The following is a 23836-nucleotide window of genomic DNA, read 5'->3' on the forward strand; positions in this document are numbered from 1 at the left end:
ACTCGTTTATCCATCCTTGCTGGTCCGAAACCACGACTCGGGGTCCACGGGGCTGTTATCTTCTCTGACCTCTATATAGAGCGTTTCTGACCGGTCAGTTCCAGTGCCATCACTACGAGTTGACAAAATAGCACCGATTTCCGGCGTTTCACCGGGCATCAAACCGACCGGAGTGCCCTCTGGTATCACTTGACCTATGTCTCCGTAGACTTCCTGCAAGCCCGAAAAGACAAACAGAAGGCCGGGCTGAGGCTCAAGAATGATCAGATTGCCAAGGTCCAGAAGCGGCCCCCGGTAGCGAATTGTGGCCGCCGTGGGCGTTGTCACTAAGGCACGCGGGCGCGCACCAAGCACGAGCCCTGGCCGCGTTACGCCTGCTGCGTCTGTTTCCCCGGCCCGGTGCAATAGAACGCCCTGGACCGGTAGTGGCAAGTCGCCTTTGCGGCTTTGAATAGAGTCGTCGCTTTCCGCGATCTCCCCTTCCGAGATTTCCGACAGGCCTGTAGCAAACCCATCGAGTGTTTCGGTCGAAGAGATCAGGATTGCCGTTTTGATCGGGTCCTCGACAAAGCGCTGCGGCAACCCGGTGCGGTCCGCGATGGCTTCGCTCAGGCGGGTCCGGGCGGACTGCACCCCGGTCAGACCTTCTGTCAGGGTTTCCGCCGCATCCTGCTGCAACAGGCGCAAGGTCTGGACCTCTTGCAAATCCTGTGCCAAAGCCTGCGCCTTGGCATTCAGGCCCGGTGTTACCTCGGACAGCATCATCCCGGCCCGCGCAGCCCCCAAGGGGCCCGAAGGGTGCAACATCAGCACCGGCGGGGCGGTCGTTTCTATGGTCTGCAATACACCCAGCAACTGCGCGACATCCTGTTCCCGTGCGCGCAGCTCGGCCGACAGCTGCGCCTCGCGCGTGGCGGCCATGCGCAACCCGTCCCGCATGGCGGACAACCCGGCCTCGTAAGCTTGGATCGTCTCGGTCAGAGCGCGTACGCGGTCGCGCGCGCTTTCTGCATCGGACAGCGAAATTGACGCCTGTTCCAACATCTCGGCTGCCGCTAGTGCCGCCTGAGACGGAGTGCTCTGCGCCTCTGCCGGGCCATACAAGACCACCGCCAAGGCTGCGGCCAGAACCTTCATGACAGCAAGCTTTCCCCAGTCATCTCAGGCGGTTTGGGCAGGTTCATCAGGGCCAGCAAGGTAGGCGCAAGGTCCGACAAACGCCCGGTACGGAGCGCCGCCCCCTCAGGCCCACCAACCAAAGCCACCGGTACCGGATTCAGCGTGTGCGCGGTGTGTGGGCCACCTGTCTCCGGGTCCACCATCACTTCGCAATTGCCGTGATCGGCGGTGACGATCATCGCCCCCCCGGCTTTTTCCAGGGCAGAAACCACGCGGGCCAGACCTTGATCCACGGCCTCGCAGGCTTTGATTGCGGCGCCCAGGTCTCCGGTATGACCGACCATATCGGGGTTGGCATAGTTGGTGACAATCAGATCATAGCCCGCCTCGATGGCCTCAACGAATTTGTCCGTCACCTCGGCCGAGGACATCTCGGGCTGTAGATCATAGGTGGCCACTTTGGGCGATTTGGGCATGAAGCGATCTTCGCCAGCTTCGGGGACCTCCTTGCCGCCATTCAGGAAGAAGGTGACATGGGGGTATTTCTCGGTTTCGGCCAGACGGAACTGACGCAAACCCTGTTTGGCCACCCACTCGCCCAGAGTGTTCACGATGGCCCGCTTGGGGAACACCGTCGTCATATAGGCATTGTGGCCGTCGGAGTATTCAACCATGCCAAGTAAAGCAGACAGCGCTGGACGTGTGCCGGTTTCGAAATCGTCAAAACCCGGTTCGGCAATCGCGCGCAGAATTTCCCGCGCCCGATCGGCGCGGAAGTTCAGACAGACAAACCCGTCACCATCTTTGACGCCATCATAGCCTTCCAGCACGGTCGGCACAATGAACTCATCCGTTTCGGATTGGTTGTAAGCGTAGTCAACCGCTCCATGCGCCGAGTTGCCGGCTCGGCCCTGACCTTTGATCATGGCGTTGTAGGCTTGGCTGACGCGCTCCCACCGATTGTCGCGGTCCATGGCGAAGTAACGCCCGCAGACGGTGACGATACGCGCGCCTTCGGGCAGACGTTCCTCAAGCTCGGAGATGTAGGTGAAAGCCGATTTCGGAGCGACATCGCGCCCGTCGGTCACTGCATGCAGAGCCACCGGAACGCTGGCATCCGTGATCGCTTTGGCCGCTGCAACGATATGGTTCACATGCCCATGGACACCCCCGTCCGAGGCCAGCCCCATCAGATGCGCCGTCCCGCCCGTGGCTTTCACCTTAGCAATGAACGCCTGCAGTGCAGCGTTGTCAAAAAATGAGCCATCCTCGATCGCCAGATCAATCTGGCCCAAATCCATCGCTACCACTCGACCTGCGCCGATATTGGTGTGCCCAACCTCGGAATTTCCCATCTGACCGCTTGGCAAGCCTACATCCGGGCCATGGGTGATCAGTGTGGCATGCGGGCCTTGCATGATCGCATCGAATGTCGGCGTATTGGCCAAGTGCGGCGCGTTGGCCTGAGTGTCTTCGGACAATCCCCAACCATCAAGAATGCACAGGACTACGGGTTTGGGCGCGGCCATTTTGGTCTCCGGTAACTGCTCTTGGCGAACCTTCTATCGTCTGACCGCTTTGGGGTGAACCGCCTTTGCGCCCATCGGCGCAGAATTAATCGTTTCGTAAACCGACCCCGACACCCGGATTTCCCTACCCGAAAGGAACGTGAACCTTACGTCAGACTATCTTGTGCGAACCGCGCGGTGCTGCCTAGTCTCACCTTCAGGGAGAGGGAACCTATGCAGCTAGAGATTGCAGTCTTCGCACTGGTCTACCTTTTAGCGCCCGCCGCGATGATGCTGCTTGCGCAGCATTCGACTTTGGCCGGGCGGCTGGGGCCGATTGTGCTGTGCTATATGGCCGGATTGGCGCTGGGGCTGTCTGGTCTGCAACCCGACGCGGCTGGTCAGGTCCGTGACGGGGTCATGGAGGCCAGTTTGGGACTGGCCCTGCCTTTACTGCTGTTTGGGGTCGACCTTGGGGCTTGGGGGCGGATCGCAGGTTCTGCGCTTTTGTCGATGGCGCTGGCCGTTGTCTCGGTCACGCTTGTTGCGACGGGCCTTTTCTTTGCGTTTCAAACAGGCGGTACAGCGCAGAGTGAGCAGCTGTCCGGTATGGCTGTGGGGATGTACACGGGCGGCCTTGCGAATATGGGTGCGATCAAACTGGCGCGGGATATCCCTGAGAGCCGATATCTGCTATTTGCAACCGTCGATACGGTAGTTGGCGCGGGATATTTGCTGTTTGTACTGACGCTGGCCCCGTTGGTTTTTGCCCGCTTTCTGAAGCCCTTCCCGGGTGACCGCGACACACAGGCGCCCGACGTGGACGAGGCCAACGCGCCGAATATGCTCCGACAGGGGGTTGTCGCTTTTCTGGTTAGTGCATTTTGCGTGGCCGCAGCGGTGCTACTGACCCCTATGTTCAGCTTTGCGCCATCGCAAGTCATGACCGTGGTTCTTCTAACGTCACTGGGTCTGCTTGGTTCGGTCACACCGTCTTTGCGCAAAAACCGGGCCGCACCTCATATGGGCATGTACCTGCTTTACGTGTTTTCATTCAGCGTTGCGGCGTCAATGGATCTGACCGAGTTGCGCGACATGGATCTGTCAATTCTTGGCTTTGTGCTGATCGCCACCTTCGGCAGCTTCGGTCTGCACGCACTGCTTGCACGCACCGCCGGGGTCGACCGGGATACATTCCTGATCACCTCCGTCGCTGCCGTTATGTCGCCTGCCTTTGTGCCCATGGTCGCGCGCAGCTTGCGCAACCCTGCGATCTTGATGTCGGGCATGGCAACCGGCATTCTTGGCTTTGCCATCGGGAACTATCTGGGCATTTCACTGGCGCTGCTTCTGGCCGGAAAAGGATAGGATATGCATCATCAGAAATTGCCAGAGACAGGCCGCCCCGAGGGCGAGATCCTGGACCAGTTAAAAACCTTTGCCGAAAACGACCCGAATTACCGCGAGGGCCGGACGTGGAGCCTTGTGTATCATCTGGACGATGACCACGACGCCTTCACAGCCAAGGCCTATGGCGCGTTCTCCTCGGCCAACGGATTGAACCCGGCCGCGTTCCAAAGCCTCAAGCGGATGGAGACGCAGATCATCTCAACCATGGCTGGGCTGCTGAACGGCGGACCGGACACCTGTGGCGTGGTCACTGCGGGCGGCACCGAGAGCTGCCTGATGGCGGTCAAAACCTACCGGGACATGGCGCGCAAAAAGCGCAAGGTAACCCGCCCGAACATGATCCTGCCCAAGACCGCGCATGTCGCATGGTTCAAGGCGGCGGAATATTTCGGCGTCAAGGCGCGCCTTTTGCCGATGACGACGGACTATGCCACTGACATCTCCAAGCTTGCGAGGATGATTGATGCAGGTACGGTGATGATCCTCGGGTCGGCACCAGAATACCCACATGGGACGATTGATCCGATCGCCGAGATGGGTGCAAACGCGCAGTCCAAAGGCATCCCCTTGCATATCGACGCCTGCGTCGGCGGGCTGATCCTGCCCTTCATGGAGCGGAACGGCGTTGAGCTGCCCGATTGGGATTTCAGGGTACCGGGGGTGACGTCCATCTCGGCCGATCTGCACAAATACGGCTATGCGGCTAAGGGGGCATCGACCATCATCTATCGCAATCTCGACCTGTTGAAGCACCAGATGTTCGTCTGTCAGGATTGGCCCGGAGGGGTTTTTGCCTCACCCGCCTTGCTGGGTACCAGACCGGGCGGAGCCTATGCCGCCGCCTGGGCTGTGATGCAGAAACTCGGTGAGGACGGCTACTGCCGGTTGGCGAAAAAAACGACCGAAGCGGTCGAGACACTGAAGGCCGGAATAGCGGCGATAGACGGCCTGCGCATTCTGGGGAACCCACAGGGGCCGCTGCTGGCCTATGGCTCAACCGACCCGCACCTGAACATCTATGCCGTTGCCGATCAGCTGGAGCGCGCCGGTTGGAGCATCAACCGCGTTCAGAACCCCGATGGCATCCATTGCATGGTCACTGCCAAACACCGGCATGTCACCGATGAATACCTGAGCGATCTCGCCCAGGCGGTCGCGACCGTTCGCGCCAATCCCGGGCTTGCAAAAACCGGAGGGGCCGCGACCTATGGCATGATGGCCCATGTCCCGCTGCGCGGAATGGTGAAATCCAAGGTGCTGGATGTGTTTGCCGAAATGTACCGGGCCGGTGGCGGAGATTTGCATCTGGATGACGGCAAGACCCCGAACCTGCTGGAACGCGGCATGGCCCGATATGTTCAGTGGAAAGCGCGGCGCAGTTAGTCCTTCAGAAAACTCTTGTACGGCTTGGCTTTCCGGTTTCGGTATTTGACCGTCAGGTCCAGCGGCATGTCATTTTCGTCGTAGATCCCCAACACGATCCCCCTGCCCCGGCTTTTGGTTCGCATCTCGATCAGTTGCTGTTCAGACCGCGTCGTGCGCTGTGACGGGCGGCGTGCCCAGGCGAACAGGTGGTCATACATTTCACCGATCACTTCAGCATGATCTTCGCTGTCGCCCAGATCAACCAACTCCTCCGGGTCGTTTTCCAGATCGAACAGAATCGGACGGTGCCCACCCTCACAATGGATCAGCTTCCAACGTTTGTTGGCGACCATGAACATCACCGCATCGCGGACAGAGGCTTTCATCCGCTCGGCAATTGGCGACGCCGAATAGTCGTATTCGCAGATCACCACATCCCGAGGCAGGTCCTGTGCCTGTCCATGCAGGATCGGCAACAGGGAATGACCTTCGAGGATATGATTTGAGACGTCGCCTCCGGCCACTTCGACGAATGTCGGAGCAAGATCAATGGATTCGACCAGCGCTTCGCTCACTGTGCCTCGGGTCGCGTCGGCCTCGGACGAGGGATCGTAGATAGTCAGCGGCATTTTGGTCGAGGTATCGTGGAAGAACGTTTTCTCGCCCATCCAATGGTCGCCCAGAAAATCCCCGTGATCCGAGGTCAGAACGATCATCGTATCGTCCATCCGGCCAGTCCGCTCCATCCAGTCAAACAACCGGCCCATCTGATCATCGGCCTGCTTGATTAGGCCCATATAGGCCGGGATCACCGCCTCACGCACATCCTGGCGCGAGAATGTCTCACCGATTTTGGTCTCCATGAACGCTTTCAACACCGGGTGCGCGTTCTGGCGTTCCTCGTCGGATCGCACTACCGGCAGCACGTGCTCCGGCCCGTACATCGACGCGTAAGGTTCGGGCACGATGTAGGGCCAGTGCGGTTTGATGAAGCTCAGGTGACAGCACCATGGGGCGTCATGGGTCTCCATGAATTCGATCCCGCGCCCGGTCAGATAGGGAGTCTCGCTGTCTTCTTCGGCAATGTTCGCAGCCTCCGAGGAGTTCTTCAGGAACCAGCCAGACAGAACATTGCCATCTGCGTCCAACCCGGAATTTGCAAAGTCATGCCAAGGGTTGTCGCTTTCATAGCCTTTGTCGCGCAGATACTCATTGTAGGCCTTGGCCCCATCGGGGTCATAAAACCCGTCCGGCCCTTCAGGGCGCATTCCGTCATCGCGCTCGAAGACATCGAAACCGCATTCTGCCACGCGGGCGCCAATCAGGCTGTCTGGTTCAAGGCCGAGCCGCGCCATGCCCTCTGCATCCGCGCGCATATGGGTTTTGCCAACCAGCCAACATTCCATCCCTGCCTTGCGCAGGTGGTCTCCCATGGTCATCTCGCCGACTTTCAACGGGATCCCGTTCCACGAGGCACCATGCGAATGCACATACCGACCCGTATAGGTCGACATGCGCGAACTGCCACAGATCGGCGATTGGATATAGGCGCGATTAAATCGCACACCCCGTGCCGCCAGACGGTCGATATTCGGTGTGTGAAGATGCGGGTGCCCGTAGCAGCTCAGGTAATCCCAGCGCAGCTGGTCGAACATGATGAACAGGATATTCTTGGCTTTGGCCACATGCGCCTCCGGTCTGGTCCGGAGGCTATCTAGCCAATTCCCGAAGGGCAGCGCAAATGTTGATTAGGCCTGACGCTCCATCTGCTCCAGCATCTTCTTGGCGCGTTTGCATTGCAGCTGATCCCGCAGAGGGCTGTCGCGGTCGATGTCCTTTTGGCAGACCACGCATTTATCCGCGCCCGAGATCGCGTTCAGACCGCCGCAGCTGCCCTTGATGGTTTTGCCCATCAACATCACGCCCAGCGACATGCCGACCATGACCAGAGACAGAAGAATAAAGGCCAGAATGAAGGTGCTCATCTCGGTTCCTACCAATCAGTTGGTGCCCAGTGCGTCTTTGAACGCGCTGCTGTGCGAGGTTATATAGGCATCATCGCCGCCTGTCACATCCCGCGAGATGAAATACACGGCAAGTTTATGCTCTTCGGCCAGTTGCATACCCTTTTCCTGACCAAGCGCCAGCATTGCAGTCGCCCAGGCATCCGCCATCATGGCGTTTTCCGCCAGAACCGTGACCGAGGTCGTGCGATGCGTGATCGGACGCCCGGTTGTGGGGTCGATGATATGCGAATAGCGCACGCCGTCCCGTTCAAAGTAGTTCTTGTAGTCGCCCGAGCTGGCCATACCGCGATCGTCCAGCGACACGATCAGCTGCAGGCTCTGGGACCCGGCCTGAGGCTTTTCGATCCCGATCTGCCACGTTTCGCCCTTGTCGTTCTGGCCTTTTGAGACCAGATCACCGCCGATCTCGACCAGATAGTTTTCGATGCTTGCGTCCCGCAGGGTCTCGGCGACAGCGTCAATGCCATAGCCCTTGGCGATGGCCGACAGATTGATCCCAACGCCAGGTTCGGATTTTGCCAGCGTTCCTGCCTCAGCATCCAGCGTCAAAAGCCGATTTTGTCCAACGCCTGCCAGCGCGGCCTCGATATCAGCATCCGACGGCACAGGGTCTTCGGGCTTGCGCGGGCCAAAGCCCCAAAGTTCGATCAACGGGCCGAGTGTGACGTCAAAGGCTCCATCGGTTTTGTTATGAACGTCATTTGCGGCGGCCAGAACCAGCGCGAATTCCTCGGAGACAGCAACAGGGTCGGTGCTGGTGGACGCCGAAAAGGTGGAAACCTCGGAATTCGGATCCCAGTTCGACATCTTGGCGTTGACTGCGGCCAGAGTCTCCTCGACCGATGCAGCCAGCGCGGTTTCGTCGAGATTCTCGCCAATCGCAGTGACATTGAAGGTCGTGCCCATGGTCTCACCCGACAGGCGCACCACATCGGGTTCCTTGTCGAACAGACAACCAGTCAAAAGGATTGCAAGGGCCAGCGCAGGCAGTAGACGCATGGATCAGTCTCCGGGAAAAGCAGTGCCCGGCATATGCCAGCCACCCCGATCAGAGTCAAACCGGCTTCACAGCTTCAGCGGCAAAAAGCCCAACATCAAAAGGCCGATCCCAGCTGGAAGTCCGAACAGCCACGCCCGCTTCTGCCACCCGTCCGGCTGCTGTTTCCACGCCATGCGAAAATTATGGCCGCAGACCACCACAACAAAGAAAATCAGCGCAGCAATGGGGGGTGTCAGATAGATGTCACTCACAGGCTTGGACTCCGGGTTTTCGCCGATGCGGGCATTTGCACCCTATACAGGCCATTTAGCTGCGCTAAGGTGAAAGGGAAAGACTTTGCAAGAACCAAAAAGGAGATTGCCCATGGCCCCAACCTCATACCAGGCCCCCACACGCGGCGACAAGCAGGACAAGTCCACCTACAGCCAGTCGACAGGATCGAACCTGTCGCAGTCGCAGACGACCGTGGCGAAACTGCTTGAGGGGAAAGGCGACGCGGTGTTCTCGGTACGTCCGAACGAGACGATCCACACGGTGGTGAATATTCTCAAGGAAAAACACATCGGTGCCGTTCTGGTGACCGATCAGAACGGAGCGCTTCAGGGCATCCTGTCCGAGCGTGACATCGTGCGCCGTATGGCTGACACTCCCGGCCAGACCCTGCCGCAATCGGTCGAGGATCTGATGACCAAAGAGGTTCAGAGCTGCTCGCCCGACGATACGCTGAATGCGGTTTTGAAAACCATGACCGAAGGCCGGTTCCGCCACATGCCAGTTGTCCGTGATGGACTTTTGTGCGGTATGATCACCATCGGTGACGTCGTGCATTTCCGTTTGAAAGAACTGGAATACGAAGCGCTTCGCATGAAGCAGATGATCGTTGGCTAAAGCAACCCGGCCCGCGGCGGTCTTTCGCCTCGGGCCAGGCGACCTAAGCTGTTGCCGTAAACGACACCCCTCCGGGGTACAACTCAGCAGCGGTCAGGCAGTTGGTCGCGAAAGCGCCGGTGTCGATCGAAATGACCCCGTCCCGAACCTCGGCCTGATCCATGATCGTGTGTCCATGCACCACCCATTGACCATCCCGACGCGGCTGCTGTCGGAACTTGGGATGGCCCCAAAGACAGGTTTTCCGGTCCTGTTTTTCCGCTGATGCCCGAGGGTCCAGAGCGGCATGAACGACCGAGACATTGCCGCTGGTCCACATCAACGGGCGCTCCGACAGCCAGTCCACAAGCTCATGCCCCATGGCAATGCGCAAACGCTCTGCCAGATCGCCCCTATCGGCGTCGACATCCTTAATGCCAAAGGAGGCCAGCGTCTGGACGCCCCCGTTGTTCATCCACAGCGGGCCAATGCCGAACGGGTCCTCAAGAAACCGCAGTAACATCTCTTCGTGATTGCCCAGCAGGCAGGTTACGCGCCCGTTCGAGGTCAAACTCAGATGTTTCAACTGCCGCAATACCTGCGCGCTGTAGTCTCCCCGGTCGACATAGTCGCCGACAAACACCCAGGGCAGGCTCTCGTCGAGCTTCGGCAGCAGGGCTTGCAACAGGTCCAAACGCCCGTGAATATCTCCGACCGCAACGAAACGCGCATCGGGCCTAATGCCCGACACATCCGCGCCGCGCATTCCGCCCGGTCCAAGTAGCCCTTTTATCCAGCCCGTCACCATGCAAAGACCTCTACTCTGACCGGCTGCGACGGACAATCGGCAATCGGTCCGGAAACGGGCGGTTGACCAATGGGCGCGCAACCTTGATAGACATTGCAAAGGGGTCGCCGAAGCGTGAGGGATGTATGAAGCGGGTTTTGATCACGGGCACGGCCGGATTTATCGGCTTTCACCTGGCGAAGCTGTTGCTGTCCGAAGGGTTCCGTGTGCATGGCTATGACGGGATGACCGACTATTACGACGTCGCCCTCAAGCAACGCCGCCATCAGATGTTGCTGCAAAATCCCGGCTTTACCACCACTGAAGACATGCTGGAAAACCATGAACGGCTGATGCAGGTCGCGGATGAGTTTCAGCCCGAGGTGATCATCCATCTCGCCGCACAGGCCGGTGTGCGCTACAGCCTTGAAGAGCCGCGCAGCTACATCAACTCGAACGTTGTCGGCACGTTCAACGTGATGGAGGTCGCGCGTCAGCACAAGGTTCAGCACCTTCTGATGGCATCGACCTCTTCGGTCTATGGCGCCAATGAGGACATGCCCTTTACCGAGGTCGAAAAAGCCGACACGCAGCTGACGATCTATTCGGCCACCAAGAAAGCCAATGAGGCGATGGCGCACTCCTATGCCCATCTTTGGGACCTGCCGACCACCATGTTCCGGTTCTTTACGGTCTATGGCACCTGGGGACGGCCCGATTTGGCTCTGTACAAGTTCGTAGACGCGATCCTCGAAGACCGCCCGATTGATATCTACAACCACGGCGACATGTATCGCGACTTTACCAATGTCGAGGATCTGGTCCGAGGCATCCGTTTGCTGATCGACGTGCCTCCGGTGCGGCCCGCCAGCGCGGATGAGGTCGAGGACGGCGACAGCCTGTCCCCCGTCGCGCCGTACCGCGTCGTCAATATCGGCAATGGTGACAAGGTGCGCCTGATGGATTTCATCGAGGCCATCGAAGCGGCAGTCGGGAAAAAGGCCATCCGCAACTACATGCCCATGCAAATGGGCGACGTCCCAGCCACATGGGCCAATACTGACCTGTTGCAACGCCTGACAGGATACCGCCCGGAAACTAATTTCAAAGACGGGATCGCGCAGTTTGTCGCGTGGTTCCGCGACTATCACGGCAAGTAAAGGGCTTAGACCGGAATGCTGGAAACCAATCCTGACGCCCGCAAAATCGCCGTGATTGGGTTGGGCTATGTCGGCCTGCCGCTGGCAGTTGCCTTTGGCAAAATCGGCCCCGTGATCGGGTTTGATATCAATGCCGCACGTATCGACGCCTTGCGCAATGGCAAGGACGCAACGCAAGAGGTCGAGCCCGAAGACCTTGCCACCGCATCGGGTCTGAGTTTCACCACGCAAGCGTCCGACCTTGCGGCGTGCGACACCTTCATCGTCACGGTGCCCACCCCAATCACCGAAGGCAAACAACCTGATTTGTCGCCTCTGCTTGCGGCCTCGGAAACCGTGGGAATGGTCCTCAAACCCGGCGATCTGGTAATCTACGAATCCACCGTCTATCCCGGCGCGACTGAGGAAGACTGCGTGCCAGTGCTGGAACGCACGTCTGGCTTGAGTTTCAACACTGATTTCTTTGCCGGCTACAGCCCGGAACGGATCAATCCCGGCGACAAGACCCATCGGATCGCGGATATCTGCAAGGTGACCTCGGGCTCGACCCCGCAGGTGGCGGATCTCGTCGATGCGCTTTATGCGCGGATCATCACAGCGGGAACGCACAAAGCTGAAAGTATCCGCGTGGCTGAGGCTGCAAAGGTGATCGAAAACACCCAGCGCGACCTGAACATCGCGCTGGTGAATGAACTGGCGATGATCTTCGGGCGGATGGAGATCGACACCGAGGCCGTCTTGCGCGCCGCGGGGACCAAGTGGAACTTCCTACCCTTCCGCCCCGGTCTGGTAGGGGGGCACTGCATAGGCGTGGACCCCTACTATCTGACCCACAAAGCCGAAGCCGTGGGCCATCACCCTCAGATCATTCTGGCCGGGCGGCGGCTGAACGATCGGATGGGCAGTTATGTTGTGTCTCAACTGGTCAAACGCATGACCCGCAACGGCATCAATGTCGGTGCAGCACGCGTTCTGGTTCTCGGCCTGACCTTCAAGGAAAACTGCCCCGACCTGCGGAACACACGCGTCGTTGATATCATTGAGGAATTGCAGAGCTATGGCATCAGCGTCGACGTCCACGATCCCCATGCCGATCCCGCCGCAGCCGAGGCTGAATACGGCCTCTCGCTTTCAAGTTCCCCTCAGGACGGAACTTATGATGCAGTCGTTCTGGCCGTCGCGCATCGGGAATACAAAGACGCTGATCCGTCAACGTTCCGAGCTTACGGCAAACCCACCAGCGTGGTATTCGACATCAAGTCCTGCCTGCCAAGGGACGCGAGTGACTTGAGGCTCTGATGCGGTCTGGAGACCACCAAAAAAAGCCGGCGCATGTTGCGCCGGCTTTTTTGTCTCTTACCCGCCGAAATCGTCGAGCATGATGTCTTCGCGGTCCACACCCAAATCCAGCAGCATGTTGATGACCGACTGGTTCATGATTGGAGGACCACACATGTAGAACTCGCAATCTTCAGGCGCGGGGTGGTTCTTGAGGTATTCCTCGAACAGAACGTTGTGGATGAAGCCGGTATAGCCCTTCCAATCGTCCTCGGGCTGCGCATCCGACAAGGCGACGTGCCAATCGAAATTGTCGAACTCTTCGGCCAATTGGTCGAAATCCTCGACAAAGAACATCTCTTTCTTCGACCGCGCACCGTACCAGAAGCTGATCTTGCGATCACGGTTCTCAAGACGCTTGAGCTGGTCGAAGATGTGGCTGCGCATGGGGGCCATGCCCGCGCCACCGCCGATGAAGACCATCTCTTTTTGGGTTTCGCGGGCGAAGAACTCACCGAACGGACCCGAGATGGTGACCTTATCACCCGGTTTCAGGTTGAAGATGTATGACGACATTTGACCCGGAGGGATGCCATCGGAACCCGGAGGAGGCGAGGCAACACGGACGTTCAGCATGATCATGCCCTTTTCGTCCGGATAGTTCGCCATGGAATACGCACGCTCAATCGGTTCTGCGACGATAGACTCGTACTGCCACAGATTGAAGCGATCCCAGTCCTCGCGATATTCCTCTTCTACGTCGAAATCGGTGTATTTCAACTGGTGCGCGGGAGCTTCAATCTGGATGTAGCCACCAGCGCGGAAGTTCACGTCCTCGCCTTCGGGCAGGTCCAGGGTCAGAGCCTTGATGAAAGTCGCCACGTTCTCGTTCGAGCGAACGGTGCATTCCCATTTCTTGACGCCAAAGACTTCCTCGGGGACTTCGATGTCCATGTCCTGCTTGACCGCAACCTGACAGGACAGACGGTCGCCACAGGCCGCTTCACGCTTGGTGATGTGGCTTTCCTCGGTCGGCAGGATCGACCCGCCACCGGAATGCACTTTCACCCGACACTGCGCGCAGGTACCACCGCCACCACAGGCAGACGGAACGAAGAGCTTCTCGGCCGCCAAAGTCTGCAGCAGTTTGCCACCCGCGGGGACCGAGATGGTCTTTTCGCCGTTGATGGTAATGTTCACATCACCGGTCGAGACCAGTTTCGAACGGGCCGCCAGAATGATCGTCACCAGCGCGATGACGATTACTGTGAAAAGGGCAACGCCTAAACCAAAAGTTTCCATTCTGCCCTCCTTACAGTTTCACGCCCGAGAAGGACATGAAGGCCATCGCCATCAGACCCGCGGTGATGAAGGTGATCCCCAGACCTTGCAGGCCGTCGGGAATGTCCGAGTATTTCAGCTTTTCACGAACGCCCGCCATTGCGGTGATGGCCAGTGCCCAACCAAAGCCCGAAGAAAGGCCATAAGTGGTCGCCTCGGCAAAGTTGTAGTCCCGCTCAACCATGAACAGCGAACCACCCAGGATGGCGCAGTTCACCGTGATCAGCGGCAGGAAGATCCCCAGCGCGTTGTAGAGCGGCGGGAAGTACTTGTCCAAAACCATCTCGAGGATCTGAACCATCGCCGCGATCACGCCGATATACGAGATCAGGCCAAGGAAGGTCAGGTCAACATTGGGGAACCCGGCCCAGGACAACGCACCCGGTTTCAGCAGGTAGTTCAGCAGCAGGTTGTTGGCAGGAACAGTGATGGCCTGCACGACCATGACCGAAATCCCCAGACCCAGCGCGGTTGAGATCTTCTTCGACACGGCGATGAAGGTACACATCCCCAGAAAGAAGCTGAGCGCAAGGTTTTCGACAAAGATGGCCTTTACGGCCAGTGAGATCAGACCTTCCATCAGTGGGCCTCTACCTGCTGAATTTTGTATTCACGCTCTTCCACCTGGTTCGGCTTCCATGTGCGGAAGGCCCAGATGATCAGACCGATGATGAAGAACGCCGACGGGGGCAGCAGCAGCATGCCGTTGGGCACGTACCAGCCGCCGTTGTTGACGGTCTCCAGAATGGTGACACCGAACAGCGACCCGGCACCGAACAGCTCACGAATGAAGCCGACCAGCAGCAGGATCAGGCCGTAGCCCATGCCGTTGCCCATGCCGTCGATAAAGGACGCAACCGGAGGGTTCTTCATCGCAAAAGCCTCGGCGCGGCCCATCACGATACAGTTGGTGATGATCAGGCCGACGAAAACCGACAGAGTTTTCGAGATCTCAAACGCATAAGCCTTGAGGATCTGGTCCACCAGGATCACCAGCGAAGCGATGATCACCATCTGCACGATGATCCGGATCGAGCCGGGGATTTGGTTGCGCAGGCAAGAGATGAAGAAGGACGAGAACGAGGTCACGAAGATCACCGCCAACGCCATCACCATCGACACCTGCAGCGACGAGGTCACCGCCAGCGCCGAACAGATGCCCAGCACCTGCAAGGTAATCGGGTTGTTGTCGACAAGCGGGTCGACCAGCATCTCTTTCTTGGTCTGGGACATCAGAGCTCTCCTGCTTGCAGTTTGGCCAGAAACGGTGCGTAGCCCGCATCGCCCATCCAGAATTTCACCAGGTTATCGACACCCACCGAGGTCAGGGTCGCCCCCGCGAGCGCGTCGATATAGAAGTCGGGTCCGGCGGCGGGCTGGGATTTCGACACGGTGATTTGCAGATCACCATTATCGTCACGCAGCTTCTTGCCATTCCACAGCGCCTTCCAGCGTGGGTTGTCCACCTCAGCCCCAAGGCCGGGGGTTTCACCGTGCTGATAGAACTGCAGGCCATAAATGTCGTTGCCGTTGTTCTCCAAAGCGATAAAGCCATAGAGTGTAGACCAAAGACCGTAGCCATGCAGCGGTAGGATAACCTTATCCAAGGCACCTGCATCATCGCGCAGCAGGTAGATCACGCGATAGTTCGACTTGCGGCCAATGCCCGCCGGGTCATCATCCAGCGCGACGCTCAGTTCAGGGTCGCTGGCGGCTGCGATATCGTCGAACGTGGCCGGATCAAACTGATCATCGACAAACTCGCCTGTCGCCAGTTCAAGCACATGAGGTTCAAACGCGGCGAAGGCTTCGGTCACGTCGATGCCGGGCTCATAAACGCCCGCCACCTGCAAAACGTTGACCTGCTTGTCCTTCAGGCGGTTGGTCTCCTGCACCGGGCGCAAGCTAACAGCGGCCGCGGACACGACCATCGAGGCGACCAGACAGACAGCAACCGCGATGATGATCGTCTTGCCGACAGAGTCCGGCGAGGCTGCCAGAAACTTGGCAATTGCGCCTTTAGGTGCCTCGTTTTGATCTGGGGATTGCGTATCAGACATGGCGACGCGCCCTCCGTTTGATGTTGGCTTGGACGACGAAGTAGTCGATCAGCGGAGCAAAGACGTTGCCGAACAGAATGGCCAGCATCATGCCTTCGGGGAAAGCCGGGTTGATGACACGGATCATCACAACCATGATACCGATCAGCGCGCCATAGATGTAGCGACCCATGTTGGTGTGGCTGGCCGAAACAGGCTCGGTCACCATGAAGGCCAGACCGAAGGCATACCCACCAATGACCACATGCCAGTACCAAGGCATCGCGAACATTGGGTTTGTGTCCGAACCGATCAGGTTTAGCAGCAGGGTAAAGCCAATCGTGCCAGCCAAACAGCCTACAATCAGGCGGTAGTTGGCGATCCGAGTGGCCAGCAGGAAGGCCAGACCGATCATACAGGCAAGGGTCGAAGTCTCACCGAAACTGCCTTGGATCGAGCCGAAGAACGCGTTCCACCAGGTGATGCCGTCAGCGGCCAGAGCCTGAAAGCCCTGCGACGCCGAGACGGACAGCGCGGTTGCGCCCGAGAAGCCGTCAACCGGCGTCCAGACTGTGTCACCGGACATGCTCGCCGGGTATGCAAAGTACAGAAACGCACGACCGACCAGAGCCGGGTTCAGGAAGTTCTTGCCGGTGCCGCCGAAGACTTCTTTCCCGATTACAACGCCGAAGATGATGCCCAACGCTACCTGCCAAAGAGGCGCGGTTGCAGGCATAATCAGCGTGTAAAGCATTGAAGTAACGAGGAAACCTTCGTTTACTTCGTGGCCCCGCACGGTGGCAAAAATGACCTCAAAGATACCACCCGCGACAAGCGTCACGATGTAGATCGGAAGGAAATAAGTGAGCCCGTGCATCACGTTGGCAAAGACGCTGGAGGGGTCCAGCGAGATACCAAACATCTGCAGCAGAGCAATCCGCCATCCGGTCGCCGATTCAGGCCCCAGCAGCGCAATGGCCGAGTTCGCCTGATAGCCGGTATTGTACATCCCCCACAGGATACAGGGGATCGTCGCGATCACGACGTAGGTCATGATCCGCTTCATGTCGATATACGACCGCGCATGCGGCGCGGCGGTGGTTACAGTTTTCGGAGTGTAGATGAAGCTTTCCACCATCTCGTAGATGGGGAAGTACTTCTCGTACTTGCCACCCTTAGTAAAGTTTGGCTCGATCCGATCAAAGAAGCTGCGCAAACCCATTTGGATCAGCCCTCCTTTTCAATCTTGGCGAGGCAGTCGCGAAGCGCCAGCCCATATTCATATTTCGCCGGACAGGCAAAGCCGACAAGGCCCAGATCCTCTTCGTCCAGCTCCAGTGCACCCAGTGCCTGAGCGGTATCGGTGTCCATCACCAGCAAGGCCCGCAGCAGCTGCGTGGGCAGGTAATCCTGCGGCATTAGCCGTTCGAACACACCTGTCGGCACCATCGCGCGACGGCCACCGTTGAGGTTGCTGGTCAGATTAAACAGTTTGTTGGACAAGGCCGAACCCAGAACCGGTTGGAACGAGTATTTCGAGGGCATCGGGCGGATCCAGCCCATCGGAATCTGATCGTGGTCTTCCCGGATGATGGTGATCTGACGCGCGAACCGGCCCAGATAGGCCGTCGGCCCCTCGGCCTGAGTACCCGACAGAACCGAGCCCGAAATAATCCGGGGTGTCCCGTCCACGTTGATCTCATCCTTGGTCAATTCATCGATCGAGGCACCCATTGCGGTGCGGATCAAACGCGGCTGACGTGCGCCAGGCCCGGACAAAGCGATCACGATATTCGGGTCCAGATGGCCGGACTGCATCAGGCGGCCAATTGCGATAACATCCTGATATCCGATGGTCCAAACCTGTTTGTCGCCGGCGAGCGGCTCCAGGAAGTGGATGTGAGTACCCGCCAGACCGGCAGGGTGTGGACCTGCGAAGGCCGCGGCTTCCACTCCGGCTACGTCTGCGCCGGGGATTGCCTCGCCGTCCTTGTGGCACAGGTAGGTCTTGCCATCCGACAGCTTGGCAACCGCCGCCAGACCGGCGGCAAAAGCTTCCCCTGCATCGGCGATGATCACGGCGGCATCAGCGGCCAGCGGCTCGCTGTCCATCGCGGTAACAAAAATTGCTGCCGGTTTGGTGCCTGGGGACGGCATTTTCGAATAGGGCCGTGTGCGGAACGCAGTCCAAAGACCCGCCGCGCAGAGTTTCTCTGCCACGCCCTCGGCCGTGTCGCCATTGCCCACGCCCGAGAAATCAACGCCCGCGTCATTCGGGTCGGAGATTTCGATCACAACGCTCTGCAAAACGCGGCGCGCACCCCGGTTGATTTGAATGACCTTGCCGCTCATCGGGGCAACCATCATCGCCTCGGGGACGTCCTTGTGGCAGAACAGCGGAGCGCCACGCTGCACCTCATCGCCTTCCTGAACCAGCATACGGGGTTTCAACCCCAAATAGTCGCCGCCCAAAGCCGCAACCTGGCTGAATTCCGGCCCTGGCTGGATCGTTTGATCCGGGGCACCCTCGATCGGCAATTCCAGCCCTTTTTTCAGTTTGAAAGTTTGCATCTCGCTACTGTCTTCCAAGCCTCTCTCCTGCGCCAGCTATCATCGCCCAATTAGAAGAGGCATCTGATAGCGCGGATGATAAACCGACCGGCTCGCAAAGAGCTATTTGCTGGTCGGAATCCGCAGGCGTGTGTCTGATGTCGGTCCTTTACGCGCCGACGACCAGAAACGCAAACCCGTTAGGCTCGAAATTATCTATTGTTTGTCACTTTGTCTTAATCGAACGTTCATATTGGCGCTAACACACCGATATTTTGCCGGTCGCACCTCTGCCGCATCCGGTGTAAGCAACAAAAATGAGCATGACCCACGAGTTTGATATCTTCTTGGTGGCAACACCGGGCCTCGAAACCCCGCTCTGCGCCGAGGCCACGCAGCACGGATTCGCAGGCGCACGCGTCGTGCCCGGCGGCGTCAGCTGTACGGGTGATTGGTCAGAGGTCTGGCGGGCCAATCTTGTCCTACGCGGTGCCAACAAGGTTCTGGTGCGCATCGGCAGCTTTCCTGCCGTCCATCTGGCCCAACTGGATAAACGCGCGCGCAAGTTTCCCTGGTCGGACTTTCTTCGCCCCGACGTTCCCGTCAAGGTCGAAGCCACCAGTCGCAAGTCTCGCATTTACCATGCCGGGGCTGCGCGCCAGCGCATTGAGGGCGCAATCTCTGACACCTTGGGCGCAGCGATTACTCCCGAGGCCGATCTGCGTGTTCTACTGCGCATCGAAAGGGATCTCTGCACGCTGTCGATCGACAGCTCGGGTGAGCCGCTGCACAAGCGCGGTCACAAAACCGCTGTCGCCAAGGCCCCCATGCGCGAGACCATGGCCGCGATGTTCCTGCGCGAATGCGGGTTCGAGGGGACAGAGCCGGCTGTCGACCCTATGTGCGGCTCGGGCACCTTTGTCATTGAAGCCGCCGAGATCGCCCTTGGGCTGGCGCCGGGACGTTCGCGATCCTTCGCTTTCGAGCAGCTGTCCGAGTTCGACAAAGCGGCATGGCAGGCAATGCGGAGCGCGTGCCACCCATCCGAGAGCCCCCTTCAGTTCTACGGCTCCGACCGAAACACAGGCGCTGTCGAGGCCGCCTCTACCAACGCCGAACAGGCTGGTGTGGCGGAGCATACCCGTTTTCAGCATCGCGCCGTAAGCGACATCAAACCACCCCCTGGGCCCGCTGGTCTAGTCATCGTGAACCCCCCATACGGCGCACGGCTCGGTGATGAAAAACGTCTGCGTTCGCTTTATGGCAGCCTTGGCAAAACGCTGATGGCCCGCTTCCAGGGGTGGCGCGTCGGCGTTATCACCAGCGCCCCAGCCCTCGCCCGCGCGACGCGCCTGCCTTTTCTGCCCACTGGTCCGTTCGTCGATCACGGCGGCACGAAAATTCGTCTGTATAGAACCGAGATTCTACAATAGTGCATTCAGCGCAACCCGGCTGAGCGCGCCAAGACTTTTCCAATTTCGCGCGCAAGAACCCCCTTGCGCATCCCAACCCACGCGTATAGACCCGCCGCCACGGTCGGAGTGTAGCTCAGCCTGGTAGAGCACTGTCTTCGGGAGGCAGGGGTCGGAGGTTCGAATCCTCTCACTCCGACCAGATCAACTGCTTGATGTTGTTGATACATCTGGATGCAGTTGCACGCACCGACACCGTGTCGGTTGTCTGATCGCTGCACTTCCGCTGCACCAAGCAAAAAAACGCAGCTCAAAACGTCCATCATCGCACGAGGAGAGATGCGAGATGGCGACGATCAACAAGCGACCGAGTGGCAAGTGGCAAGCGACGGTGCGACGTGCGGGCCGATCAGCGAGCAAGACGTTTACGAAGCGAGCCGACGCAGTGATGTGGGCACGCGATGCGGAGATGCGCGCAGAACGTGGTGATTTGAACCAACCGAAGCCAAAGATACTGACGCTATCAGACGCGCTGCATCAGTTGGCAGACGAGATGCCGAACGAACGGTGGCGGCTTTACTCACTCGGCCGAACGAAGCTGGCAGAGATGCGCATCAACGTGTTGACCAGTGCCGATGTTGCGCGGTGGCGTGACCAACGCGGCCGAAATGCCAAGCCAGCAACTGTGGCACGCGAGTTGTCGTTGATGCAGACAGCCATCGAACGTCAGCTTGATGACAGCGCAGCGAGCAATGCGAACCCGGTGCGGCACGTGAAGCGACCACGCATCAGCGACCGGCGCGAACGGAGGCTAAAGGACGGTGAGTGGCAAACGCTGCTCGATGCGGCGGGGCAGTGCAAGAACCAGTTGATGCATCCGCTGTTGGTGTTGGCGCGCGCGACTGCTTGTCGTCGTGGCGAACTGCTGTCGATGCTCTGGCAGCACGTGGACTTCGACGCGTGCACTGTGTTGCTGCCCAAGACGAAGAACAGACACGCAAGGCTGGTGCCGTTGTCACCGCGTGCCTTGGACGTGTTGCGAGAGTTGGCACGCACCGATGACCGCGTGTTGCCCATCAGCACGAACGCCGTGCGACTGGCTTGGCAACGTTTGCGTGCGCGCGCCGGTATAAGTGACATCAGGTTGCATGATCTGCGAGCGCAGGCAGCGACAGACAAGGTGCTCGAAGGATGGTCGGTGGCAGAGGTGCAAGTGTTGACTGGTCATCGTGATGCGGGTGTTCTGCTTGATCGGTACGCAAGACTTCGTGCGACTGATCTCGTTGCAAAACTACACGCAGGAACGTGAGTTTTAGTTGTCGATCTGGGGTGACGCAGACGCGCCGCCCCAGATGGTTGTTAGCCGTTACGCGACGTCTTCGTCGCTCGGCCACTCCCACGATACACCTGTCTCTCGGTCAAAAGCAGCACCGCACTCGGCCAACGATGGGAAGACGTAGCTGCGCGTTCCGCCGGGTCGTGTGTTTTGGATACCTGGCACCATTCGCCTTAAGAACTTGCCGACCTGTGTCTCAAGGCTTCGACCGCGTGCGCCTAATCCATAACAGAAGTCCTCGAAATCCCGCATCACTTCGCGCACCGCCAACTGATGTGGCCAACCGGTGGAGTTTTGCGGCAAGATCCCGGCTTGGAGGCGCTCGTACCACCAGCGTTCCATTTCTGTCATCGACAGCATCTTCTGCTCGACCAAAGCGCGCGTCTTCGGTACCGACCTGATGTTCACGTCTGACAAGTCCCAATCCAACAAGACCTGCATTAAGGCAGCGCGGCCACCATCGCTCATAAATCGCGCGAGTTCTGCAAAGTAAGGCACGTCACCTTGCTTGGCATCTGACACGCTCAGAACAGCATATCTGCGTTCGTCGAACTGGGCGCGGATCACGTGTTCCTCGTTACTCGCGATTACAAGTCGCATGAAGTTCGCAACCGGGATCGCGTCAATGCCCTTTTGCTCCATCAAGAACGTCGGCTCCGAGATGCGCGACTTCAGTATGTTGGCGGAGTACTGGCGGGTGAACGACCCTTCGTCAGCGAATACGAGCAACGCATGCGCCAAGTGACCGCTGAAGTTGCCGGTCAAGTGTTTTGCCTGCGTTAGTTGAACGTAATGATCTTTGATCAATGCGCCCACCTGCTGCATGAAGAACCCTTTGCCGACACCCTGACGGCCAAGAAGCACAAGAGCAGTTCCTGGCAACTCACGTGGTCGCTGAACCATATGCGCGAAGTACGACATCAGATACTGGTAAGCTTCGCGGTCACCTCCGCAGATGATGTCTCTGACGAAGTCCAAGAACATCGAAACGTCGCCCGCCTTCGCCACAACTGAGTAGCCGCACCAGAGGTTCAGAAATTCTGGATGATCGTCCGCAGGGTCAAACACCAGTCCACGGTACTGACGTCTCTCATCACTGCTCAGCCAAATCTGAACCCAAGGAACAAGGTCCGGTTCGGTTTTGCCTTCCTTGTGTACCTCGACGAAGCAATTAGAGTGCTTTAGCTTGAGGTCCGTCTCACTGTAGAAACGAAACAGGGTTCGCTTCAAAACGGGGTCTTTGATTGCTTCCACGATGCGGACCTTTCCGCCAATAGGCACGATCGCATACTTGCTATTCATGTAGCCGATGACCCAAGCCCGGCTCTTCCTTTTCTTGGACATTTCATGTTCCCTTCGAGTTGCCTTCGAAGTTGAACAGCGTTAATTTTTGGCATATATTTCAGTCGTGTACTGCCTCGCCCGCTGCTCGCTCCGAGTTGGCGGGTTCGTTTTAGGCTGTAGCTTCGGTTAGCTTGGCCAACCAAACTTCTGCAGCAACAGCGGGCACCACGACCCTGCCACCGATTCTCGCGACGCGGGGCCCATTTCCGGCTCTTCGCAGTCGGTAGTACGATGAGCGGCTTACGCCGTAGGCGTCGCAGAACTCATCAATAGAGTAGGTCTTCGCTTTCATGGCGAGATTCCTCCTGGAACCAAGAAGCGAGTGCTTCTGGCTTTAGTTTCATTGATGTTTGGGTACCGCTGTGATCGAAATCGTCACATGCTGGTCTCGCAGTTTTCTGCGGTCATGGCCTCCAAGCAAAGCCCGGGAGGCGTCTCGCGCTCAGCCCGCGCGGTCAGGGCAACTCAATAGATCGAGATATCATGATGATCCATGATGACCCACCTTAAGTCAAGTGAAAAAGTATTGTGGTACAATGGCTTACACTGCGCGCAGTGCTCTGCAGTTGCATGCAAATGGCCCCTCATGTCGATCCATCATATCCAACATCTCCGACCTGATTAGGATGCTGCGTGTGCTGTGTGAGCCTTCAAAGAGCCTAGCCCAGGTCGTTAGCAAAAAAATAAAAGTTGGAAGGTTGGATATGTCGGATCAAAGCTAGCCCAGCATGGCAATCCAGCCTTCAGATGGTATCAAAAAATCCAGTTGTCAGGATCCAGCCAGAACCTTCGTTGGCAGGAGGGTAAAATGCCAAGAACAGAGAGTGTTTGTGATGAAGCGACCGGCCATACGTCGGGTTCAGTCGGGCACTCGGGTGCTTCAATCACTTCTGCCCCAACACTTACCCAGATGATCCGATATGACGGTACAATCTACGCCCACGAATTCTGCCGGGTTACTGGGATTAAACCAAACACACTTCGAATGTCTCGAGCGAGAGGCAAGGGACCGCCAGCGCAGCGTGTCTCAAATAACCGAGTCGTTGTATCCTTAAGAGACGCTGCGGCGTGGTTGCAGGCGACCGGACGTTACGGTGAAGCCCTACGTCTTGCAGAATGGTTGGATCAACGGTGGCGAGAAGCCGAACGAGCATATAGACGAGTCGATTTGCCTGCAGTTCACTGGGCCACGCCGCACTCCGATTGAAAAGAGATCTTTTCACATGATACCTGGTGTGAATTCGCACCTGAAACGCAAATTCTTGGTGGCTTCGTGTCGCTCTGTAACCACCT

General features: G+C 58.3%; 22 protein-coding genes and 1 tRNA gene. 8 read left to right on the plus strand and 15 right to left on the minus strand.

From position 1 onward, the window contains the following. Positions 1–6: 6 nt before the first annotated feature. Positions 7–1137: a murein hydrolase activator EnvC family protein gene (locus tag ACXAH8_RS15880; protein WP_475219800.1), complete on the minus strand. Its 1131-nt coding sequence runs from the start codon at positions 1135–1137 to the stop codon at positions 7–9. Next, positions 1134–2648 (minus strand): 2,3-bisphosphoglycerate-independent phosphoglycerate mutase, encoded by a 1515-nt coding sequence (gpmI, locus tag ACXAH8_RS15885; RefSeq protein ID WP_475219801.1) that lies wholly within the window; start codon positions 2646–2648, stop codon positions 1134–1136. The genes ACXAH8_RS15880 and gpmI overlap by 4 nt, the downstream gene beginning before the upstream one ends. A gap of 213 nt (positions 2649–2861) precedes the next feature. On the opposite strand from gpmI, the gene ACXAH8_RS15890 reads away from it, so the two are divergent. Further along, a complete protein-coding gene (locus ACXAH8_RS15890) occupies positions 2862–3995 on the plus strand; it encodes a DUF819 family protein (protein ID WP_475219802.1) in 1134 nt (377 codons plus the stop codon). Positions 3996–3998: 3 nt separating this feature from the next. After that, positions 3999–5420, plus strand: a complete 1422-nt coding sequence (locus ACXAH8_RS15895) for a pyridoxal phosphate-dependent decarboxylase family protein (protein WP_475219803.1) — start codon at positions 3999–4001, stop codon at positions 5418–5420. Here the strand turns inward: ACXAH8_RS15895 and ACXAH8_RS15900 are convergent. The 4 genes from ACXAH8_RS15900 to ACXAH8_RS15915 form a co-directional block, all read right to left on the minus strand. Next, complete coding sequence (locus tag ACXAH8_RS15900) at positions 5417–7057, minus strand: sulfatase-like hydrolase/transferase (protein WP_475219884.1); 1641 nt, start codon at positions 7055–7057, stop codon at positions 5417–5419. The genes ACXAH8_RS15895 and ACXAH8_RS15900 overlap by 4 nt on opposite strands. 93 nt (positions 7058–7150) lie before the next feature. Next, a complete protein-coding gene (gene nqrM / locus ACXAH8_RS15905; protein WP_475219804.1) occupies positions 7151–7387 on the minus strand; it encodes a (Na+)-NQR maturation NqrM in 237 nt (78 codons plus the stop codon). Positions 7388–7402: 15 nt separating this feature from the next. Continuing rightward, positions 7403–8428, minus strand: a complete 1026-nt coding sequence (locus ACXAH8_RS15910; protein WP_475219805.1) for an FAD:protein FMN transferase — start codon at positions 8426–8428, stop codon at positions 7403–7405. Positions 8429–8494: 66 nt separating this feature from the next. Continuing rightward, positions 8495–8680, minus strand: coding sequence for a hypothetical protein (locus tag ACXAH8_RS15915; RefSeq protein WP_475219806.1), 186 nt, complete (start codon positions 8678–8680; stop codon positions 8495–8497). A gap of 112 nt (positions 8681–8792) precedes the next feature. On the opposite strand from ACXAH8_RS15915, the gene ACXAH8_RS15920 reads away from it, so the two are divergent. Continuing rightward, positions 8793–9317, plus strand: a complete 525-nt coding sequence (locus ACXAH8_RS15920; RefSeq protein WP_170472451.1) for a CBS domain-containing protein — start codon at positions 8793–8795, stop codon at positions 9315–9317. Between the two features lie 43 nt (positions 9318–9360). On the opposite strand, the gene ACXAH8_RS15925 is transcribed toward ACXAH8_RS15920, so the two are convergent. Then, positions 9361–10104 (minus strand): metallophosphoesterase, encoded by a 744-nt coding sequence (locus ACXAH8_RS15925; protein ID WP_475219807.1) that lies wholly within the window; start codon positions 10102–10104, stop codon positions 9361–9363. Positions 10105–10229: 125 nt separating this feature from the next. On the opposite strand from ACXAH8_RS15925, the gene ACXAH8_RS15930 reads away from it, so the two are divergent. Beyond that, entirely contained in the window at positions 10230–11243 is a 1014-nt protein-coding gene (locus ACXAH8_RS15930) for an SDR family NAD(P)-dependent oxidoreductase (protein ID WP_475219808.1), read from the plus strand. Positions 11244–11258: 15 nt separating this feature from the next. Next, positions 11259–12542: a Vi polysaccharide biosynthesis UDP-N-acetylglucosamine C-6 dehydrogenase TviB gene (gene tviB / locus ACXAH8_RS15935; RefSeq protein ID WP_475219809.1), complete on the plus strand. Its 1284-nt coding sequence runs from the start codon at positions 11259–11261 to the stop codon at positions 12540–12542. 57 nt (positions 12543–12599) lie between these two features. Here tviB and nqrF read toward each other — a convergent pair whose 3' ends face one another. Genes nqrF through ACXAH8_RS15965 form a run of 6 tightly spaced genes read right to left on the minus strand, consistent with a single transcriptional unit; the run spans position 12600 to position 18472 of the window. After that, positions 12600–13823 carry an NADH:ubiquinone reductase (Na(+)-transporting) subunit F gene (gene nqrF / locus ACXAH8_RS15940; protein WP_425085315.1) on the minus strand — a complete coding sequence of 408 codons (1224 nt, stop codon included), beginning with the start codon at positions 13821–13823 and terminating at the stop codon, positions 12600–12602. A 10-nt stretch (positions 13824–13833) separates the two neighbouring features. Next, positions 13834–14442 carry an NADH:ubiquinone reductase (Na(+)-transporting) subunit E gene (gene nqrE, locus ACXAH8_RS15945; RefSeq protein WP_170377273.1) on the minus strand — a complete coding sequence of 203 codons (609 nt, stop codon included), beginning with the start codon at positions 14440–14442 and terminating at the stop codon, positions 13834–13836. Further along, on the minus strand, positions 14442–15095 hold the full coding sequence (locus tag ACXAH8_RS15950) for an NADH:ubiquinone reductase (Na(+)-transporting) subunit D (RefSeq protein ID WP_152460184.1): 654 nt from the start codon (positions 15093–15095) through the stop codon (positions 14442–14444). Before ACXAH8_RS15950 ends, nqrE begins: the two co-directional genes overlap by 1 nt. Further along, positions 15095–15922 carry a Na(+)-translocating NADH-quinone reductase subunit C gene (locus ACXAH8_RS15955; RefSeq protein WP_170554954.1) on the minus strand — a complete coding sequence of 276 codons (828 nt, stop codon included), beginning with the start codon at positions 15920–15922 and terminating at the stop codon, positions 15095–15097. The genes ACXAH8_RS15950 and ACXAH8_RS15955 overlap by 1 nt, the downstream gene beginning before the upstream one ends. Then, positions 15915–17123 carry an NADH:ubiquinone reductase (Na(+)-transporting) subunit B gene (locus tag ACXAH8_RS15960; protein ID WP_170472437.1) on the minus strand — a complete coding sequence of 403 codons (1209 nt, stop codon included), beginning with the start codon at positions 17121–17123 and terminating at the stop codon, positions 15915–15917. Before ACXAH8_RS15960 ends, ACXAH8_RS15955 begins: the two co-directional genes overlap by 8 nt. A gap of 5 nt (positions 17124–17128) precedes the next feature. Continuing rightward, a complete protein-coding gene (locus ACXAH8_RS15965; RefSeq protein ID WP_475219810.1) occupies positions 17129–18472 on the minus strand; it encodes a Na(+)-translocating NADH-quinone reductase subunit A in 1344 nt (447 codons plus the stop codon). Positions 18473–18768: 296 nt separating this feature from the next. Between ACXAH8_RS15965 and ACXAH8_RS15970 the strand changes: the two genes are divergently transcribed. From ACXAH8_RS15970 to ACXAH8_RS15980, 3 genes are all read left to right on the plus strand, one after another. Next, positions 18769–19884: a THUMP domain-containing class I SAM-dependent RNA methyltransferase gene (locus ACXAH8_RS15970; RefSeq protein WP_475219811.1), complete on the plus strand. Its 1116-nt coding sequence runs from the start codon at positions 18769–18771 to the stop codon at positions 19882–19884. Positions 19885–19988: 104 nt separating this feature from the next. Next, positions 19989–20065 (plus strand) — tRNA-Pro (locus tag ACXAH8_RS15975). Positions 20066–20209: 144 nt separating this feature from the next. Continuing rightward, positions 20210–21172, plus strand: a complete 963-nt coding sequence (locus tag ACXAH8_RS15980) for a tyrosine-type recombinase/integrase (protein WP_475219812.1) — start codon at positions 20210–20212, stop codon at positions 21170–21172. A gap of 57 nt (positions 21173–21229) precedes the next feature. Here the strand turns inward: ACXAH8_RS15980 and ACXAH8_RS15985 are convergent, their stop codons facing one another. Next, positions 21230–22543: a primase-helicase family protein gene (locus ACXAH8_RS15985; RefSeq protein WP_475219813.1), complete on the minus strand. Its 1314-nt coding sequence runs from the start codon at positions 22541–22543 to the stop codon at positions 21230–21232. Between the two features lie 109 nt (positions 22544–22652). Beyond that, the gene (locus tag ACXAH8_RS15990) at positions 22653–22835 is read right to left on the minus strand and encodes a helix-turn-helix transcriptional regulator (protein WP_475219814.1); all 183 of its coding nucleotides are present in this window, start codon (positions 22833–22835) and stop codon (positions 22653–22655) included. Positions 22836–23836 lie beyond the last annotated feature (1001 nt).

The sequence above is a fragment of the Ruegeria sp. ABV3_008 genome (genome assembly GCF_056161185.1).